The organism is Bacillus cereus group sp. BfR-BA-01441, from assembly GCF_022663075.1.
GTDB lineage: Bacteria > Bacillota > Bacilli > Bacillales > Bacillaceae_G > Bacillus_A > Bacillus_A cereus.
The window spans coordinates 14,878-34,032 of sequence record NZ_JAKUEU010000015.1 but is presented as its reverse complement, the minus strand read 5'-3'; the positions used below and the strand labels follow the sequence as shown (position 1 = coordinate 34,032).

Genomic DNA, 19,155 nt, shown 5'->3' with positions numbered 1-19,155 from the left:
GATAAGTACTAATCAAAGATCTATTTTAAATTACCTATATTTTAAATATTAACTTTGCGAGATCCTGGTATGTTTTTAAGCGCTTGTCCACTTCAGATACATTCCAAGCGGGAATACCATTAAGTTCTCTGGTAAGCCTTATATGAGAATCCTTATAAGTTTGTTGTTTTTTATCAAATGGATCATTATGTACAGCTCTATTTTCACCAGGTGCCCATATACTTAAATTCCCTAATTGATTTTTTAGTGGTTCTAATGTGGGATCAACAGTTAGAGCTGTTTGCGGATAAATGTGCTCAATATCAATATTCGAAACATCGTGAACTGTACTCTTTACCGGCTTCAGCTCTGCTGGTCTAGGAACTTTAGTATAGGAATTATAATAATATTCCAGAGTAGACAAGAAATATCTAATCTTTTTAATATTATTTTTATTATAAGTTAATCGATTCACAAGCGCTTTTTCAAAAACATTATCATCAGCATAATTACTGATTAGATTTCTAAGATCACTTTTATAATCATTAATATCAAAAGTAATTGTACTCTTTATTTGTTTAATATATTTATCGTATATGGCATCCAAGTTGTTGGCTCTTAAACCGCTAGCTGATATATATCTAAAAGCAGCTTTTTCAGTCACTTGTACTACATCATTAAATGTTTTCTCATCAACCAGGTCATAAAGGGCTAGTAGAAATGGGATACATAGTGTATGTTTTAATTCATTAATTAACAGATATAACCTGTTTTTATCCCAAGTCGTTAAACGTACAGCTGAAGTTGGATATGGCCATATGCCATCGTTTATATTCTCATATACATCATATTTATCCCTTATATCGGAAACTCTGTCTGCTAGAGCTATCTGATTAGTTGCGGTTAACGGTAATGTAAAACTAAAAAATGTTTTTTCAAATTGTCTGTGTAAATGATTGTTAGTTACATTGGCCGTATGTGAACTAAGATATGACTTTAAGAATTTCTCTGCATCTGGTTTACCTAGAATATAGTCCCAATAATCGCCTACATCATCTTGAAGTTTTGAATTTCCTTCAAGCATTTCTAAAGTGGTGGATCTAAGGAAATCCCCAATAGCCAATTCTTTCCCTCGATCGTTTAGCACCTCAAATAACTGATATGCTTCATCTAAATTATCTGTAATAATATTAATTACAACAGACTTGTCTAAAAGATTACCTTTAACTTCTTGTAATTTTAGCAATTTATCATGATTAGATATTGTAGTATCATTGAGAATTGGCTTAATTAATAGCTCATAAATTTTTTTCCAAGCTAGTGATAACTTTCCATGTGAGACAGAAGAAGGTGTAGTAGGTCTTCCCACCAATAAATCCTTAAAGAAATCCTTATCAATTTTAGATAATGCCATTCTTGACTCAATCGTTGGTGGGAAATTTTTTGTATCCTTATAAGTTAAATGATTACGGTCTAGCTCTTCCGCAATAGTATTAGCGGAGTCTTCTATAACCGTTTCACCTTTTTTCTTTGCATCTTTAGCAAGCTCCTCAAATGCATTTTTTAATTGTCCTATGGTTAGAGTAAATGTGGCCAGTCTTTGCTGCCCATCTACCAACCTATAAATACATCCTGGTGCATTCTGGGCTATCTCCTTGACACTTAATATCCCTCCGAAGAAGTACTCTTTTTGTACTGACAGTAGATCTTTACAGTAAGAAACTACCTCCTCTTCTTCCCAGCTATATGCACGTTGATGTTTTGATAGATGAATAGGAAACCTATGATTAAAGACTTGACCGATAGTTTGTTTATCATTATCTATAATTGGCAATTTTCTTATCTCCTTATATCTGCTTTATTAACAGAACACAATTTATATTTTAATCTTTACAGTGTAGAAAGTACGCGTTTTTTCAAAATAACTTACTTATTAGCGTACCAATTATCTCCCCCAATAAGAGGTTAATAGTAGTCAATATTACCGAGAATAGTCACTTACTTTCATTAGTTCGAATATGCCTTGTGGACTCAATCCATACATGTCCTTAATCTTCACATTGGTTTTCAACACACCTGAAGCAGCTTTTTCTGTAATCGTATGCATAATATCTACTTTTCTAAGTGTTGATCGATGTAGTAAAACAAAGTTCTTATTTTCAAAGGCTGCTGCTTCCTCAGCGCCCCCAAAAAATCCCTTCATACCATTAAAACCTTGGATGCCCTGCATAGTTCAGGCCATAAATATCAACTAAAATGCGAGCCAAGTCAAACTTATTACTATCTTCAATAGTTGTTGGCTTCCCGCCCAAGATTGTATAACGATTTTCTATTGCTTCAAACCCCAAATAGATGTCTCGCATATTCCAATGTATCCAATTAAAGGCTTTATGAGATTTTGCAAGAGTAAAAAACTCTTTCAACATTTCTTTTTCTAGCATATCGTAGTCATTCTCAACATGAGAAAATTCAATATTCTTATTCTCAGCAACATTTTGTATAGAAAAAGACTTTGTTTGACCTGTTTTGAAATACCGTATAGCAAAGGAAAGGATAAGTAAAACCGATTACTTACCCTTTATTCCTACATAGCAAATACTTTAGTTATATCATTAGCAAATTGGCAATAAGGGCACTTTAAGCCGCTTTTTTTAGGCGAAGCAGGATGTATTACATTGGCATTCTTGAAAAAATGCATCCTTAATATTATGAGTGTAATTAAAAATGAAGTAATCGAAACTATATAGATGGTTATGGTTAATTAATCTTCATTGAAGACAATTATCAGAACTCCCTACGTAACCAACTTTAAACCCATTTACATTATTACCAAGAATGTAAACGCCGGTTCTATTTGGTTGACTAACAACACTTTTAACAATTTCTGGTGTGAACTTCCTTGGAATAGCGAGCATATTACAACTGCTCCTTCTCTGCAAGGCTATTTATTGCTACCCCCAATGCTAGACCCCACTGGGAACGTAACTGGCTAAGCACTGTGTCATTATTATCGAAGAAGGACTCGGACTTAGCATAGCTCAATAATAAAAGCATAAACGCGCGGCGTATCTTTTGTTGTTCAATAGTTTTAGTTCCCTCGTAAATATCAGACTCCTCATCCATTGTCTCTATGCTTCCACATAAAGGCTCAAAAACTTCCTTGTAGAATGGGTGATTAATATTTAAGTTGACAACAATATGCCCTAGTAGATGCTTAGTTTCAAAAAAAATGGACTCAGGGTACTCTACAGGTACAATACTGTAAGGTTTTTCCTCTAATTCTTTTCTTCGCTCCTCAACAGTCTTTTCTTCGACCCCCGTTTTGGACGCTGAAGCTGCCAACTTATCAAATTCTTTATTGGCATCCTCGCGTGATACATCTAATCCACGTTTTCCTTTGGCCATAATCTTATCTGCTTCAGCCATTGCATCTTCTGCACCGGCAAATATGCCTGATTTTTTCGCTTCTAAACGTTTGTGTTCACGACGGTCACGCTTAATTTCTTCTCTGAGGGATTTAACAGCCTCAGAAATAATTTCTCTAATTTTGTCACGTAGCGCAGTAACTGGTTCTGCTCCACGTTTGATGTATCGGACATGAAAATAATTATCAAGTTCGGGCGGGAAGGATATCTCACATCCCCACCATCTATCAATATCAAGTGATCTTGCCTGACCACGTTTCCCTATAATATATGGAACGTGACCATATAAAACCTCCCGATTTGCTCTTAGAATAGAGACCCCTTCATTTTCATGAATTTTTCGTTCAGTAGCAAATTTACCGCCGCCAGATTGGTCTTTTATACGCCACTCTTTAGGCAATAGGGTCATTGTTATTTCAACATCTGCGAACTCACCAGGTTTATCTTGTATCTCAATGGGGATCTTTACCGTTCTTCCCCAAAGCCTTGCTTTCAATTTTGTTTTCGGGTCTTCTAAGCTCTTAGGATCCACTTCAAATCGTGTAGGTCCTAATCTGTATAACGGGTCATGCAGATAAACTTTTTCTTCATTAATGGTAATGTTAATTCCACCATAAATGAATTTTCTGAAGGTCCTTCCAATATAGCTGGATAAACCTTTAATTTGTTGATCAGCTGCTAGAGCCTTGTCATTAATTTGATCGTATTGCAGTCGGTCACAATTTTTTAAAATAATAATTGTGCCGGTACTATTTTGAAGAAATTTACTGTACTCTGTAGGCGGCTCCTTATATTCTGGAAATGGGATATACGCTTTCTCTGGATCTTTAATCACATCCAGGTCTAAGTACGTATAGTAAAATGCCCCATCTTTCTTGTCACGTGAGTATAATTCTAGCCGCCTTGCAAGTGAGATCCCACCCAAGGTTAAGCCAACTCCAAACCTGCCAATTCCCAGTCCGCCTTTCTTACTAGGGCGTGGACTATCACCTAGGATAAGCGCTCGACTAATTACGTTGTAATCCATACCTTTACCGTCATCGATAACAGCAATTTCATCCATGACTTCGGTAGTTTTTCTACTATTCTTACCTTTTGAGTTAATCGTTTTAGTCAATATATGAATATTATTTGCCTCAGCTTCAACTGCATTATCAACAATCTCTCCAAGACCGCTTGAGATTTCATATTCAGCATATCGCAGCGACTCATACATAGTTCCTGGCTTTACCAGGGATGCGCCTTTATCCCCAAAGAGTGATACAACATCATCCGTAAAGAGCTTCTGTTGACCATACCGTTCAATGGGTAATTCCATCTGTCCAACGATAACCTTTTCTTTTTCTTTGCTCATTTTACTTCACTTCTCCTTTGTAATGGTATGCGAGCCAATACAAAGTGCCCATACAACACAAATAGACCTGCTTATTTAGGCAGATCACATAGCGTTATATGGGCAAAAAGGTAGTATGGTAGCTTCACCTTGGCTATTATTCAAAGATGTATATAAGAAATGAATGTAATTATAGTTGTGGTTAGCTTTTATCCTTAACCATTTTTGACCCACAGCCCCAATGGGGTGCTATGAGACCTGTGTCGGACTCGCTAAGAATAATTTACCACCATTTGTAATAGTTGTAAAGGGGTAATTCAAATAATTCTTAAAATTCTTTTTTGTATAAAAAATCTTATACTTAAATTAAGTAAAATTAAATATAAGGAGGCAACAATCATTAAACCTCTTCAATTATATGAAACTTATAACAGGAAAATGGTACATGACATTTTCGATCCCTTTTCTTCTTTTCATTCTGGAACAGGAACATGGGGCGGCCAAGAAATAGTTAAAATTCCAACCCGAAGTAAAGACTATGTTTTCTTTGTTACCTTCAGCAAAAAGCAGGGTGACCATCAATTTAAAGAGGCAATTACGGAGGAAGGAATTTTAACTTGGCAGTCACAGCCAAGTCAAAGGTTAAACAACCCTAATATAGTAAACTTTATAACCCACGATCATTTTACAAGTAATATTTATTTGTTTTTACGGACAAGAATCCTAAATCCTACCACAAAAAAAGCAGAGCCCTATACTTACATGGGGTAGCTGGCATATATAGCGCATGATAATACACAAGAGCAGCCTGTTCATTTTACTTGGCAAATTCTTGATTGGCACATCGATGAAAATACTTTACGAAGAATGGATCTATCCTTAGCGCCGATCGAGGGTGACCTAATAATAAACGAACACAAATCCAAATATAATCTTATACTGGTCGATCCGCCATACAGGAAGAATGAACGTAATGTAAATTCACCCAACTTTCAAGCCAGGCATATTAACTTCTCTGAAAATAATGTTATTAATAAATCAATTGGACTTGCAGGTGAATTACTAGTATTAGAAAGAGAAAAACAATATCTTAGAGAAAATGGCCGCGGGGATTTGGCTGATAAATTTTGGCACACCTCAATTAGTTCTTGATACCAATTGTTCTTATAGGAATAAAGATTAACAATGTAATACTGATAGGATACATTACCATTATTTTCACTCCTTTCAAAATCATAATTAACAACATTTAGTAATTATAATATAAAAGAAAAAATTTTTTTCCATTTAAAAGATTCTTTTTACATTATATTTAAAATCCCCCTTCATAAAAGAACATACGCTCTTTTATGAAAGGGGCAATCACAGTGTATAACTATTCAATCCTAACGAATAAAATCATCTTATGTGTAGTTCTATGAAGTTTTTACGCTTCCGTAAGTTGCATCAAAATGGGATTAGACCCTATGCATACTAAGTTAGCAGTAGTCGGTGATGTAAATAGAAGCGGTTCAATCGTTCTAGCCGCAACTCCACCCTTAAAAGCATTGGGTGTAAAGAAGAATGCATGGTTTGGTATTTAAGAATGTAAATCAGACTGTATTTGGTACTATGGAACATTATCCCTTATATTTTTCATTCCTACTGCTACTTATGTTATTTCTAAATTAATATGTTCATAATTAAAAAAGAGGGTGCTCGCAACTCCCTCTTTTTTTAGATAATTAAATATGCTCTCCATGATCCATAAACACTTCAATAGTTTCATTTTGTGATACGTCTTTTACATTAGTAAGACCAAAAGTAAAAACAGCGGATAACATCATCATTAATAAGATTGCTTTTTTCATTTTAGCGCCCTTCTTTCTATACTCTTTTTGTCTGCATCTAAAGCGATGTGTAAATACTTGCTGGCTTTTTCGTGATTTTCTGTACCATAGAATATATTACCTAAAAGATAAGCATATTCTTTCACCCAATCATATAATTCTTCTCTTTCAAAATACGAAATACCTTCCATGACCACCTTTTCTAATTCTTCTTGTGGTGCATAGTTATGTACTGCTTTTAAAATTTGAAAATGATGACGATAACATAAGTCACTAATCTTATAGCCATTCTCAATATATTCATTAGCATTATGATTGTGACCTAACTTAAAATGTTCTCTTGCTAAAAGAAACATCGTTTTAGCGTTGTTTTCTAATGATTCCTCTAAATGCTTAATTGCTAACTCTGACATGTTTTGACTTGCATATAAAAGTCCTAAATTGTGCTTTACACGTTTAGTAAGACTTTCGTCATGAGATTTTTGGAAAGTACCCAATGCTGAAAGTAAATATTCTTCTGCACTTTCGAAATCACTTAAGCGAGTGTGTGCCATCCCTAAAGTATTCAAACAAGCAGCAGTTTTTAATTCATACCCTGGACTAATTGAAAATACTTCATTTGCCTTCGTAGCAAATTGAATTGCTAGGATTGGTTTCAATATGTGATAGTAATGAACTGCAAGCCAATAATTAAATTCAGCTTTTTCTATTTCATCATGCATGTACTCTAAATACTTTTCAGCTTCTTCAAATTGCATTCTTGCTTCACTATGGTTTGCTGTATTAGTAGCATAAATTGCTTTAAATAAATGATGATAGTACTCTAAAAATGTTTCTGTAGGCTCTTGTAATGGCTCAATTTTATCCAAAATATCTTTTGAACTATCCATATCACGAATTAGCAGATTATACCGCGCATTCAATAAAGCATAGTAGACTAATATTGTTTGGTCTTCCTTAATATTATTGATTTTATCTGCGATCTCTTCTTTTATTTTATTAGACTGTAATACACGTTGTGAAATTATAGCTTGATACCAGTCGTTTAATAATTTTGTGATTTCTTCTTTAGAAATAATTTTAACATTCATATACGCTACCCCCTTTTGTTAAATTTTACCACAATATACTTGTTTATATAAATGATTTTTCGAATATTAAAACTTGATAAACTTTTTAGAATACTTATATTAAACATTGTTAATTTCAGATTTATTTAACTACCCCCACTTTAAATAATTATCTGTTAATCTTACCAATCCAATTAGTACAACAGTTAACATGATACACAGGGAAGATTTAATTGAATAGAAAATATATTTTGAATAACTTCCCTTAAAATTAGTATCAGTATCCCTCATTCCCTCGTCTACCGATTTTAATATCCGTATTTCTTCAAGTACACATATATATGATTTGATTTTATACGAAAAACCATGAATTATTAAAAATTTAGTTTCAGATAGAATACGTAGACCATAGGAGTTGGTGTTTCTTAATCCAGAATACATTACTGGGTCTTTTTTTATTAGTACAAGATATAAATCGTCTGTTTGAATTATATAGTTGAGAAGGAATGCTTAATAAAGAAGGAGGATTATGATGAAATATCAAACAATATTTCCCTCATTAAAAAAATCGCTTTTTATCTTTATACTTTCTTTCAGTATGTTAATTTTCACACTCCCTGCCTCTACCTTTGCACAATCAAATGACAATGTAATTTCTGGTGCAAATTACTATGTATCTCCAACAGGAAACGACCTCAATCCCGGTACATTAGATCAACCTTTCGCTACCTTTCAAAAAGCTGCTAATATCGCTAAAGAAGGAAGTACTATCTACATAAGAGGCGGAGTTTATAACCAAAAGGTTCGTGTGACTCATTCTGGTTCCTCAGGCGCACCCATTACTTTTCAAAATTACCAAGATGAAAAAGTCATTCTCGATGGCTCTAAGGTCAAGTTAGAAGATGATGGGTTATTTACAATAGAAGACAAAAACTATATTCAAGTAAAAGGATTAGAATTTCGCAATTTAAAATCAACAAAAGTTAACGAAAGCCCTATTGGTATTTATATCACCGGAACAGGAAGTTACATTGATGTTAGAAATAATTATATCCACCACATCGAAGCGAATGTAAAGAATGGAAATGCACATGGTATTGCGGTCTATGGTACTTCATCTAGTACACAAAATAATTTAAATCATATTGTGATTGATAATAACGAAGTAGCAAATTTGAAATTAGGATTGAGTGAGGCTATTGCTGTGAATGGAAATGTAGATTCCTTTGAAGTTACCAATAACAAAGTACATGATAACAATAACATTGGAATTGTTCTGATTGGACATGAAGGAGTATCTCCAGTAGCTACTTTAGATCAAGCACGGAATGGAGTTGTTCGTAATAACATTGTCCATCACAATTCATCCATCAATAATACGAGTTATAATGAATATTCAGCTGATGGTATTTACGTGGATGGTGGGAAGGAAATTATCATTGAGCAAAATCAGAGCTATGAAAACGACCTTGGTATTGAAGTAGCAAGCGAACATGCAGGAAAAAGCGCAAGCCAAATTACCGTTAGGGACAATACAATATCAAATAATATCATGAGTGGCATTGCAATTGGTGGGTATGACAGTCAGCAAGGATATGCCGAGAATAACACGATTACAAATAATATTATTTATAAAAATGACACAAAAGATCAAGAAAGTGGCCAAATCGAATTAAATTACGATATCCGCAATAATGTGATTACCAATAACCAAATCTATGCGAGTAATAGCCGTATTTTTATTAGCAATAATTTTAATAAAAACACTGGGAACAAACTTGATTACAATCATTACTATGGTGAATCCGATCAAAGTAATGGCTTATGGCAATGGAAAAGAAAAACATATAAAGGATTTTCATCTTATCAAGCAGGGATGAATCAAGAAGGAAATGAACAACATAGTGAATTTAGCAAATTATCCCCTTCGTTGAAACTAATTTTAAAATGAAGCAAATTTACTAAAATGACTTTATCTTAGCACACTTCATTTCCATCCCCCCTCTTCTATAAAAGTGATAGTAAAATAAAAGAAGTGTAAAAAACGTTATTCTTTCTAAAAAGATACTAGAAAGAATAACGTTTTTATGAATTTTTCGATTCAACAAAAATTATAACTTTTTGCTGAAGAATTACAGCGATATTTAACAATTTCATACATAGACAATTATTCAATGGTATTATCTGTTCTTAAAAAAACTTGCACCAGAACCTTTCTTAGATACTAGTAGGTTCGGAGACTAAAATTGTTTTAATGGAATTAATCTCTTTTCTTTCATTAGTAGTTGGATCAAACCCCATTAAGTTACCAATAGCTGTATCAAAATTTTCAAGTGCTACCTTTTCCGTAATTAAATTCGATAATTCTGGAAGATCTATAGCACAGGATAGAGCCTTTTCCATCATATGATGCGCTTCTCCAGTTCCAATAATTGTAATACCTTTTGATAGTAAATCAAACGGTTTAACCGTAAACTCATAGGTATCATCAAATCCCATTGGAATAAGTCTTCCGCCTTTTTCAATTAACGGATATGCCCAGTCTAGTTGATTACCTATGGCATCAAAAATCACATCGAACTTTCTTCCTTGATTAATCCGGTAGATTTCTTCTAAAGTAAGTTTTTGCGGATGATATACATATTTAGTTATTTTTCGTGCAGCTTCTGTTCTAAAGGGACCAATTTCTGTGGCAACTGTAATTCTAGAAAGCTTTCTAGCAATCATCTGAACTAATAGTCCAATTGGCCCAGACCCTAAAACTAGAACGGAGTCATCTGGTTTTATATTAGCTTTTTCTATAACGCTAAGAACACATGAAAGAGGTTCAATTAATGTTGCTCTCTCCCATTCCATTGAGTCAGGTAATTTATAAATAAATCTATCTTCTCCAACGTAATACTCTCCAAAAGTCCCATGAGAACCAATTCCTAGCTGCCATTCATCAAACTCTTCGCAATAACATGTTAAACCTTTTCTGCAGTAATAACATTTCCCACAAAACTGAGTAGGATCAATTACAACACGGTCTCCCACAGTTACATTTCTAACCTCTTCTCCTACCTCGACTACGACTCCAACCGATTCATGTCCCATAACCATATTTGGAGCGGCATACATCTTCCCTTTTAATACATTTAAATCGGTCCCGCAAATCCCAGTACCATAAATCTTGATTTTCACATCATTATTTTTTTGTATTTGAGGCTCTTCCACTTCTTTATATTCTAATGCTTTATTTTCAGTCCATACCAATGCCTTCATACTTTTTCACGCTCCGTTTCCAATTAATTTTCTCCAATAAATTTTGGTGTAATTCTTTGGTAGAAGCTGCTATGCATGATTGCTGGTTAGTATAACTGAGATCTGTTAAAAGAGTTTCATCTAAAGAATTACCATATGCGTCAGTAATAATCACTCCTGCCTTTTTCGCTAGAAATACACTAGCAGCTATATCATATGGAAAGAGGTGTAAGACTTGACCATTTCCTACCCTTTGAAAATCTGTTAACAAATCTGGATAATCTTTAAGAAGTCTATTCCCGATATCTACATATGCATCCATTTGACCTGTAATAATTCGTGAAATAGAATAAGATGCACTATTAAATATAAATACACCACCATTATTTGCTGACTCATCAATTAGATGTCCATAAGCATCAATCATTAAGTTAGTAGGATGACCGTTAAACTCAAAACTCCAAAACATATTCTTAATATCTTTACCCTGACTTAAGTTTGGTAATTGGCTATTATAGCCTTCAAATTCAATGGAATTTGAAAAAATATCACTATACATGTAGTTACCTGTTTTCAGTTCCATTAAAAACGCATATTCAATATCTTTAATTTTAGAGTTGTCCTTGTATTTTGCTAAAGCAATAGAAATACAAGACATTTCAAGTCCTGCAGCTGCAGGACGTGTACCATCAATTGGATCTACAATTAAAATATATTGTGGATTTTCTCCAAAAATCTTAAGTCCACCATCCTCAGTATAGAATGCAACTGGTTCTTTCTTATCTGCTATATAATCTAGAACCGCATTTTCTGCTGCAGCATCAATATTAAACTGCGCGTCTCCACCTGGGGAATATCCATTTACCAAACGGTTTTTCAAAGTTCCCTTTTGACTTTTCACCTTATCATATACGTATTTTCCTAACTCAATAATATAGGTTCTCATTTGATCTCCTCCAATAGATGAGTTAATTTATAACACAATTCTTCTGCTTCACTTAGAGTAATAGTAAGAGGTGGACGAATTTTAAAAACATTTCCGTAGCCATATCTAGACGTTCTGATAATTATGCCATGATCCATAGCACGTTTTGCAATATGATTTGTAAGCTCAACATCGGGTTCATTATTATCTTTTACTATTTCAACCCCAATCATTAAACCTACACCTCTTACATCTCCAATAAACTTAAATCTATCTTTCATTTTTTCTAAACGTTCCATTATATAATTTCCAACCACAGTTACGTTGTCCAAAAATCCAGGTCTTTGTAATATATCAATTGTGGTACATGCTGCAGCAGACGCCATTACATTGGATCCATAAGTAAAAGAATGATGATGACCAGGCATTCCTACATACTTCTCTTCGGTAAGAATAGCTGCAACTTGGAATCCAGTTCCACCTAACCCTTTAGCTACTGTCATCATATTAGGTTGTACATCAAAGTAATCAGCAGCAAACATCTTACCTGTTCTACCAAATCCAGTTTGTATCTCATCAAAAATTAATGCAATATCGTGTTCTTCACATAATTTTTTCAACGCTTTGAAATATCCTTTTGGTGGAACAATATTTCCTCCATTTCCTGAGATCGGCTCAACCATAATAGCTGCAACATTCCCTGTACTTGCATATTCAATAAAATCATTAATCCTCTCCACACATAGCATTCCACAAGAATCAGATTTTTGATTATAAAAACAACGCATGCAATAAGGGTCTGGAACTTGCAATCCAAAGGAAAATTGAGGTGGGAATGGTTCTCTTCGAAAAGCATTTCCTGAAAGAGCTGACATCATATATGTTTGTCCCAAATGGCTGCGGAACAAAGAAATAACATCACGTTTCCCAGTATTGTATTGTGCCATTTTGATAGCACCTTCATTTGCTGCTGAACCACTGCTAACTTTTGGGTGTGCTCTTGTGAGATTGCTAGGAGCAATTTCAACAAGTTTCTCTGCTAATTTATTTACGGGGTCTGTTTGATAGGATGAAGTAACATGAATAAGATTATCCATTTGACTTTTTACTACGTCGATCACTTCTTTATTACTGTACCCTAAATTCAAATTGAATGTAGCTGATGCGCAGTCAAAATATTTATTTCCATTCTGATCGTAAAGGTAGATACCTTCCCCTCTCTCCATAACAACATCGTCTACTTTGTAATACAGACTGTCAGGATTTGTTAAACTTTTAACTTTACCATTCATTTTTACAACACTCCTATTATTTTAGTAATGTTAAAATTTGTTTGTCAGGGGCCCCACCTAACAAATAATGGATTATGACTATATTTACTTATGCACCAAAATTTGAAAATTGTTATTAAATAACAGTCTCATAATATAATGTGAAATATCCATACTACAAGTTAATTTAAAGTAAATTATGTTGAGAAAGTAAAAAATAATGAATTTTTAGAAAAAACAAAATAAAAGGTAGTATAATTAAAAATTATTAACATCTAAAAATTTAATTTTTAAATTTTAATTTTTTCTATATAACAATATTGGTAATATCTAGATATTAAATGTTTAGTATATGCAATTGATTTAAACAATAAATAAATTACTTATAAGGGGGAGAGATAGTTGTTAAAACGTTTACTTTGGATAAGCTTCTTTTCGTACATGTTAATCGCTTTTACCTTAGTCATCATTGGTGCAATGCTACCTGAGATTCTACTTCACTATAACCAAAATTATAGTAATGGTGGTTTACTCATCTTTGGTCAATTTGTTGGGTTTTTATTTGGTGTACTTAGCATGCCTTTTCTAGTTAGAAAACTAGGACGTAAAAATGTTGTTCTCCTGGGTTTAATTATGATTAGTGTTGAACTTTTTTCATTTTTTCTACCAAATTGGTATTTTCTTTTTCCATTAGTCGGGTTAGCAGGATTCGGGGCTGGATTAGCGGAATCTTGTATTGGCACAATCATCTTAGTTACATTTCAAGAAAAACAAGCCTCAGCAATGGGTAAACTAGAAGTTGCATTTGGATTAGGCGCACTATTTATGCCACTTTTCTCTAGCATACTTATAAGTAAGGGGATTTGGGAATATGCATTTTTGATATTGGGGTTGAGCTCATTTTTAGTTATGGTTGGATGGAAGGTATTGTCTTTTGGTGAAGTAGATGAATTTCTTATAAAGAATACAAATGTCAATACACCTGTTAATAAAACAACTGGTTCTTATACTAAAAAGACGTTTTTAATCATTACATTTTCTGCAATATACTTCTTCTGCTATGGTGGGAGCGAAGTATCTATTGTTCATTTTTTACCTTCACTTTTCATGGAAGAGTGGGAAGTCCCTAATTCTCTTGCGACACTGACGGTAACTGTTTACTGGACGGCAATGGTAATAGGGCGTGCGTTAACAGGCTTTATCTCTGAAAAGCTTACCTATAACAAGTTTTTACTTTCAATTAATATTGGCGGCTTAGTTGTACTTATTTTGCTAGCCATTAGCGGTAATGTTTGGTTAGGTTTCTTTCTATGCTTCTTTCTGGGTTTATTTATGGCAGCAATGTTTGCGATTGCCTTAATTATCACAAACCTATATTTTCCTGGTCAAACAGAAAAGACAACTAGTATATTATTAGCTACAAACGGCCTAGGTGGCTCGTTGATCCCAATCATTATAGGACAAAGTATGGATAAGTACCCTGTCCAAATTACTTTCTGGCTATTTGCCTGTATCATGTTACTCATGCTCATATTGACAATTGGAATTCAAGTTTTAGGAAATACTCATTTATCAGTTATACGAGAACATGAAAACAATCATAAAATTTAGATTCTAGAGTCTTGATGCAAGTATATAAAGAAGGACAAGCATAATCGTAGATTTCCGTTAAACCATATTTTATAACACCTCCGGGTTAAAAATCCCGTGGATTTTCAATAAAGAACGGCTTAGTTTTTCATTTTGAGGATATTTGCCTTTCTTAACTTGATAATGATGTGGACCTTCAGCATTTCGGAGAAAACACATGCTAAGCAAAAAAATGAGCCGTCCATATGGACAGCTCATTTACATAATTTTAGTTTGTTAACTTTAGTCATTCACTATTAAAATACGTTCTTTGTCTAGTAACTCTAAGAATTCTTCTAGATATTCTAAGTTCAATTTGAATATCTTTTTCTGATTCATTAATAAGCTCCCCAATTTCACTTTGTTTAAAAGTGAGGGATTCTTATGTAAAAAATTCTATCAAATTCTAATTGATCAAGTCATCCTTCCTGTATATTTCTACAAAAAGAATAGTGATTTTTTTGAGCTATATGAATAGAAATTTATTTTAATTTAAATTACGCCTTTTTCCCTTAAGGTTATTTACTATATTAATAAGGAAAATTAGTCCACAGACAAGAAATAAACAAGGATGCACCCATGTTCTAAAATTAACAAGACTTATAATAAGCATTATAATGCAAAGGATACAACCTATAATATCAATGCTAAAAGATAACTTCCCCTTTATTGCTTTCATTTATAACCATTCCCTTCCAGATGCCACCTTTAATTTATAATTCTCAATATAATAATAATATACGTTTCGACTTTTATCTTTTTACATTTAATTACTTTTTTGGTTCTGGTGCAACAAATACCGTTATTGTGTGCACCCGGATAGCAAGATAGCAATTACCGATGAAATTAACAGTACACCTGAACAGATTGAAGAATCCACTACAAAAAAGCTAATGAAGCAAAATAAACAAAATATAGATTTGAATTATATTTCTCAACAACCAAAATTACTTAATGTGTCAAAATAATACTCGGGTTGGCACCCAATACCATATTACGATGGTTCCAGCCGAAGTAAGGTACCTTTGGGTGTCTTTTCTTTTGTTTGAAACACATTTTGGCAAAATTCCTGTATCTTTGTTGATTTACGCCTCACATAAACCAACAAACTTCGTATATATAATTTGTTACCCTAAATGGGTTGACAATACGAACAGTTATAGGAGGATTTTGTGAATGGTAAAAACAGCATGTGTAAGTCTTATTACTGGCATTCTTTTAATATGTTCAACAGGATGTGCCACTCAAACTGATTCTATTACAACTAAAACTCAATCAATAGATAATGGCACGTATACAACAAAAGAAATCACAGACGCATTTCCTGTAGGAACACCCATAACTACTTACATTCAAAAAGCAGAAAAACTGAACGTAAAACATCTCACCAGTATTACACTTACAGATGGTGGCGTTGGTAGAGTTCTGAAAGCAACAGATGGTTTTGTTGTCATATGTGGGAATGAAAAAGGAGTTTTTGATTTGTTAATATTTAAAACCATGGAAGATGTAAAGAAATATGAACAGAGTTTAAAGCGATAATTAATATCCTTGTTATGCCTTTTACACAGACATTGTCCTCTTGCTCTTGCTATGGCTTTTTTAAGTACAGTATAATTGCATCATGAATACACACACGTTATAATAGTCACCTAATTACATATTAAGAGGTGCAGAAAATGAATAAAACAGAATTAACAAAAGTAGTAGCAGAAAAAACTGAACTTACACAAAAAGATGCTGCAGCAGCAACACAAGCGTTATTAGATACAGTAACAAATGCGCTAGCAAATGGAGAGAAAGTACAGATTCTTGGTTTTGGTACATTTGAAGTACGTGAAAGATCTGCACGTACAGGACGTAACCCACAAACAGGTGAAGAAATGCAAATCGCAGCTTCAAAAGCACCTGCTTTTAAAGCTGGAAAAGAATTAAAAGAGGCAGTGAAATAATTATATACATTGAAAGGGTCCTGATATTCATATCAGGACCCTTTCAATAGCCTTTTTGTTCATAAAACAAAAAAGTATCATCCAATATATATTAGATGATTCCTCCTCTCCCACCTACCCACTAGGCTGTGACCCTTCACGTTCCTTAAGGAAGGAGTTTTCTTGGCTAAAATGATAAAAAGAAACATATACCTGCAGAAAATGAGAGGTTATGTTTCTTCTTTGAATAGTGTGTAAGATATACAAAATTAGAGTATATTTAGTACAAATAATCATTAATTTGTACTAGCTTTTCCTCATTTGACATTAGAAATTGAAATGGATGAGAACAGATTTGGAACACTATTCTCAAAAGCTAATGTGAAGGAAGGGATTAGTTCATGTATTCTTTCTTGCAGTGATTTCTTATCTACTTCTCCAAGTTCGTTCAAAAGTTCATTCCCCTCCGAAGTCTCATTCCCATTTATTAACATCCTTAACATATCTGAGTTAATGATTTCATGAGGCGAATGAACTAGCCCATTCATCATTATATATTTTTGGAGCATGGATGAATTCCCCTCATTCGCTTGCTTTACAGCTTGTTTAAGGTATAAATCAAAATATTTCTGTGCAAATTTCACACCTTTTAGTGGAACAGCTCCTACATGTTCAACACCTTTCCAACGTAAATCCGCAATTGAACTCAGCCACCATGCCGGCTCAATAGCCTGTTGCATACGTTGCAGCACCTTGTGTTCGAATCCAGGTTTATGAGTAGAATGTTCTTTTAAACAAGTATCTAACATTTCAGCTTCAATGGCGGCTACGGTCATCCCTTGTCCGTAAATGGGATCAAAGTTACAAAAAGCATCACCTAACACTAATAATCCAGATGGCCAATTTTCCATTTGTTCAAAATGTTGACGAGTTGACTCCTGCGCTCTAAATCCTCTTGGGACACTAATTGGTTCTAACTCTTTAATTAACTCCCTCATCATAGGGGTAACTAAAGAGTCCAGTTCTTTTTCATATTCTTTTGAATTGGTTGGTGGATAGTGCGTACCTCCAGCAACAAATAGTAGCGCTTGAGCTATGTTATCTTCAATATATAATAACCCTACAGCACCAACTTTTTTAGCAGGATCTCCTTCAGAAATTGCACTCAATTTCTCTTTGATATGTGAAGGTACTTTATAATATCTCGTGCTATATCCAAAATTCACCTTTAAACGTTCTGGTTCTGGAACATCATATCCCATAGATGTAAGCCATTTATTAAGTTTAGATTGACGACCACATGTGTCAACTACCAAATCAGTTAATACAGTTCTCTTTGTTTTTAATTCGTCTCGTTCTTGAATATGAATTCCAATAACACGCTTGTGATCAGACGAAGTTAAAAGACCTGTGACTGCTTGCCTTGAATGAAAATGTACATTAGGTATTTCTTCCACACGTTGGCGGATTGTCCATTCTAACAATGCCCGACTGCTTGCTGCACCTTTTCGTTCTATAACTAGTTCCAGTGCCCCATACGGAGAAAATCGAATCATTTTATCATTCTTGACATTATGGGCCCCTAGATTTAACAAATCATCAACATATCCAGGAAAGAAACGGTTCATAATTATTTCTCCACGTGGTAATACACGATGAGGATGAAAGTCTTGAGGTGTACCTGGACGTTCAGATGGTTTTTGAGGTAACTCATCTTTTTCAACAACTATCACTGTCTCAAAATAACTGGAAAGCACGCGTGCAGTAAGTAAGCCTGCAATACCAGCTCCAACCACAAGTGCCTTTTCTCTTTTTTGCTGTTGATATAGTAATTGATTATCCATCAATAATCTCCCCTCTTTCTAAAAAGTATGTTTGTTCAACATGAATCTATTAAAACTTTTCCAGAAATCAGAATAAACAAATGATGATTCTTCATTATTTTAGTAAGGAGCCTGTTGATATAATAGTTCATATAGGGAAACAAAAACAGATACATTTCAAAACACTACATTCCCCCCACAAGTGAGAAATAATTAACGTGACTAGTAGAATTGTAGTATCTGATTGCACTGGTCTTAAATAGTTTGTTTTTTCGGTTATCAATGTGTCAGTAAATCCAGCACATTTATCGTTATACTCTCAAACTCAGTTCTCTTAAAATATATATGTTTACATTTTTTAGATATACGATTTTAAATCCTTCTGAAAACCCAATAGACAAATGCCCCGGTATCATTATATTAAAGAGTTCACCCTAAATTAGTAATCTGTTGAAAAACTACTTTAGTCAACAGGTGCTTTAATTAAATACCTTTATTATCTCTGCAAAGGTATTTAAATTTCAAATACGTTTTTCAATCCTTTGAATCCAGTAAAATAATTCTTTTAAATAATAAGATCTCACTGCATAATAGAATACCTAAAGCGCTGTGGGTATTTCGTTTCTTTATGCCTGGGATCTGCCTTCATCATTCATATTATTAAAATTACGTTATCCCAAGTCAGAAAAAGTACACT

General features: G+C 33.8%; 16 protein-coding genes and 1 pseudogene. 6 read left to right on the top strand and 11 right to left on the bottom strand.

Annotated elements, in window-relative coordinates:
• Positions 1–34 precede the first annotated feature (34 nt).
• From MR107_RS09085 to MR107_RS09065, 5 genes are all read right to left on the bottom strand, one after another.
• Positions 35–1,813 carry a DUF262 domain-containing protein gene (locus tag MR107_RS09085; protein WP_166695552.1) on the bottom strand — a complete coding sequence of 593 codons (1,779 nt, stop codon included), beginning with the start codon at positions 1,811–1,813 and terminating at the stop codon, positions 35–37.
• 147 nt (positions 1,814–1,960) lie between these two features.
• On the bottom strand, positions 1,961–2,182 hold the full coding sequence (locus MR107_RS09080) for a hypothetical protein (protein ID WP_242292272.1): 222 nt from the start codon (positions 2,180–2,182) through the stop codon (positions 1,961–1,963).
• Positions 2,183–2,186: 4 nt separating this feature from the next.
• Positions 2,187–2,420 (bottom strand): hypothetical protein, encoded by a 234-nt coding sequence (locus tag MR107_RS09075; protein ID WP_098837170.1) that lies wholly within the window; start codon positions 2,418–2,420, stop codon positions 2,187–2,189.
• 327 nt (positions 2,421–2,747) lie between these two features.
• The gene (locus MR107_RS09070) at positions 2,748–2,894 is read right to left on the bottom strand and encodes a hypothetical protein (protein ID WP_166695550.1); all 147 of its coding nucleotides are present in this window, start codon (positions 2,892–2,894) and stop codon (positions 2,748–2,750) included.
• Between the two features lies 1 nt (position 2,895).
• Positions 2,896–4,758, bottom strand: coding sequence for an ATP-binding protein (locus MR107_RS09065; RefSeq protein WP_242292271.1), 1,863 nt, complete (start codon positions 4,756–4,758; stop codon positions 2,896–2,898).
• A gap of 270 nt (positions 4,759–5,028) precedes the next feature.
• Between MR107_RS09065 and MR107_RS31675 the strand changes: the two genes are divergently transcribed.
• Positions 5,029–5,508, top strand: coding sequence for a DUF3427 domain-containing protein (locus tag MR107_RS31675; protein WP_368738390.1), 480 nt, complete (start codon positions 5,029–5,031; stop codon positions 5,506–5,508).
• A gap of 596 nt (positions 5,509–6,104) precedes the next feature.
• Positions 6,105–6,305 (top strand): annotated as a pseudogene (locus tag MR107_RS09060) (Y-family DNA polymerase); the annotation flags it as partial.
• Positions 6,306–6,461: 156 nt separating this feature from the next.
• Here the strand turns inward: MR107_RS09060 and MR107_RS09055 are convergent.
• Together MR107_RS09055 and MR107_RS09050 are read right to left on the bottom strand one after the other, a co-directional pair.
• Positions 6,462–6,587, bottom strand: coding sequence for a hypothetical protein (locus tag MR107_RS09055; RefSeq protein ID WP_000709205.1), 126 nt, complete (start codon positions 6,585–6,587; stop codon positions 6,462–6,464).
• On the bottom strand, positions 6,584–7,657 hold the full coding sequence (locus MR107_RS09050) for a response regulator aspartate phosphatase (RefSeq protein ID WP_242292270.1): 1,074 nt from the start codon (positions 7,655–7,657) through the stop codon (positions 6,584–6,586). Before MR107_RS09050 ends, MR107_RS09055 begins: the two co-directional genes overlap by 4 nt.
• Positions 7,658–8,168: 511 nt before the next feature.
• Here MR107_RS09050 and MR107_RS09045 point away from each other — a divergent pair.
• Positions 8,169–9,587, top strand: coding sequence for a right-handed parallel beta-helix repeat-containing protein (locus tag MR107_RS09045; protein WP_242292269.1), 1,419 nt, complete (start codon positions 8,169–8,171; stop codon positions 9,585–9,587).
• 266 nt (positions 9,588–9,853) lie between these two features.
• Here the strand turns inward: MR107_RS09045 and MR107_RS09040 are convergent, their stop codons facing one another.
• From MR107_RS09040 to MR107_RS09030, 3 genes are read right to left on the bottom strand one after another with little or no spacing between them, the layout of a single operon-like run.
• On the bottom strand, positions 9,854–10,900 hold the full coding sequence (locus tag MR107_RS09040; RefSeq protein ID WP_173600856.1) for a zinc-dependent alcohol dehydrogenase: 1,047 nt from the start codon (positions 10,898–10,900) through the stop codon (positions 9,854–9,856).
• Positions 10,878–11,825, bottom strand: a complete 948-nt coding sequence (locus MR107_RS09035) for an inositol monophosphatase family protein (protein WP_173600855.1) — start codon at positions 11,823–11,825, stop codon at positions 10,878–10,880. Before MR107_RS09035 ends, MR107_RS09040 begins: the two co-directional genes overlap by 23 nt.
• The gene (locus MR107_RS09030) at positions 11,822–13,096 is read right to left on the bottom strand and encodes an aspartate aminotransferase family protein (RefSeq protein WP_001013649.1); all 1,275 of its coding nucleotides are present in this window, start codon (positions 13,094–13,096) and stop codon (positions 11,822–11,824) included. The genes MR107_RS09035 and MR107_RS09030 overlap by 4 nt, the downstream gene beginning before the upstream one ends.
• 381 nt (positions 13,097–13,477) lie before the next feature.
• On the opposite strand from MR107_RS09030, the gene MR107_RS09025 reads away from it, so the two are divergent.
• The 3 genes from MR107_RS09025 to MR107_RS09015 all read left to right on the top strand — a co-directional run bounded on the left by MR107_RS09025 (position 13,478) and on the right by MR107_RS09015 (position 16,656).
• Positions 13,478–14,686 carry an MFS transporter gene (locus MR107_RS09025; protein ID WP_000919810.1) on the top strand — a complete coding sequence of 403 codons (1,209 nt, stop codon included), beginning with the start codon at positions 13,478–13,480 and terminating at the stop codon, positions 14,684–14,686.
• A 1,194-nt stretch (positions 14,687–15,880) separates the two neighbouring features.
• The gene (locus tag MR107_RS09020) at positions 15,881–16,246 is read left to right on the top strand and encodes a hypothetical protein (protein WP_242292268.1); all 366 of its coding nucleotides are present in this window, start codon (positions 15,881–15,883) and stop codon (positions 16,244–16,246) included.
• Between the two features lie 137 nt (positions 16,247–16,383).
• Entirely contained in the window at positions 16,384–16,656 is a 273-nt protein-coding gene (locus MR107_RS09015) for an HU family DNA-binding protein (protein ID WP_242292267.1), read from the top strand.
• Positions 16,657–16,952: 296 nt separating this feature from the next.
• On the opposite strand, the gene MR107_RS09010 is transcribed toward MR107_RS09015, so the two are convergent.
• Positions 16,953–18,479 (bottom strand): FAD-dependent oxidoreductase, encoded by a 1,527-nt coding sequence (locus tag MR107_RS09010; RefSeq protein ID WP_242292266.1) that lies wholly within the window; start codon positions 18,477–18,479, stop codon positions 16,953–16,955.
• Between the last annotated feature and the right edge of the window lie 676 nt (positions 18,480–19,155).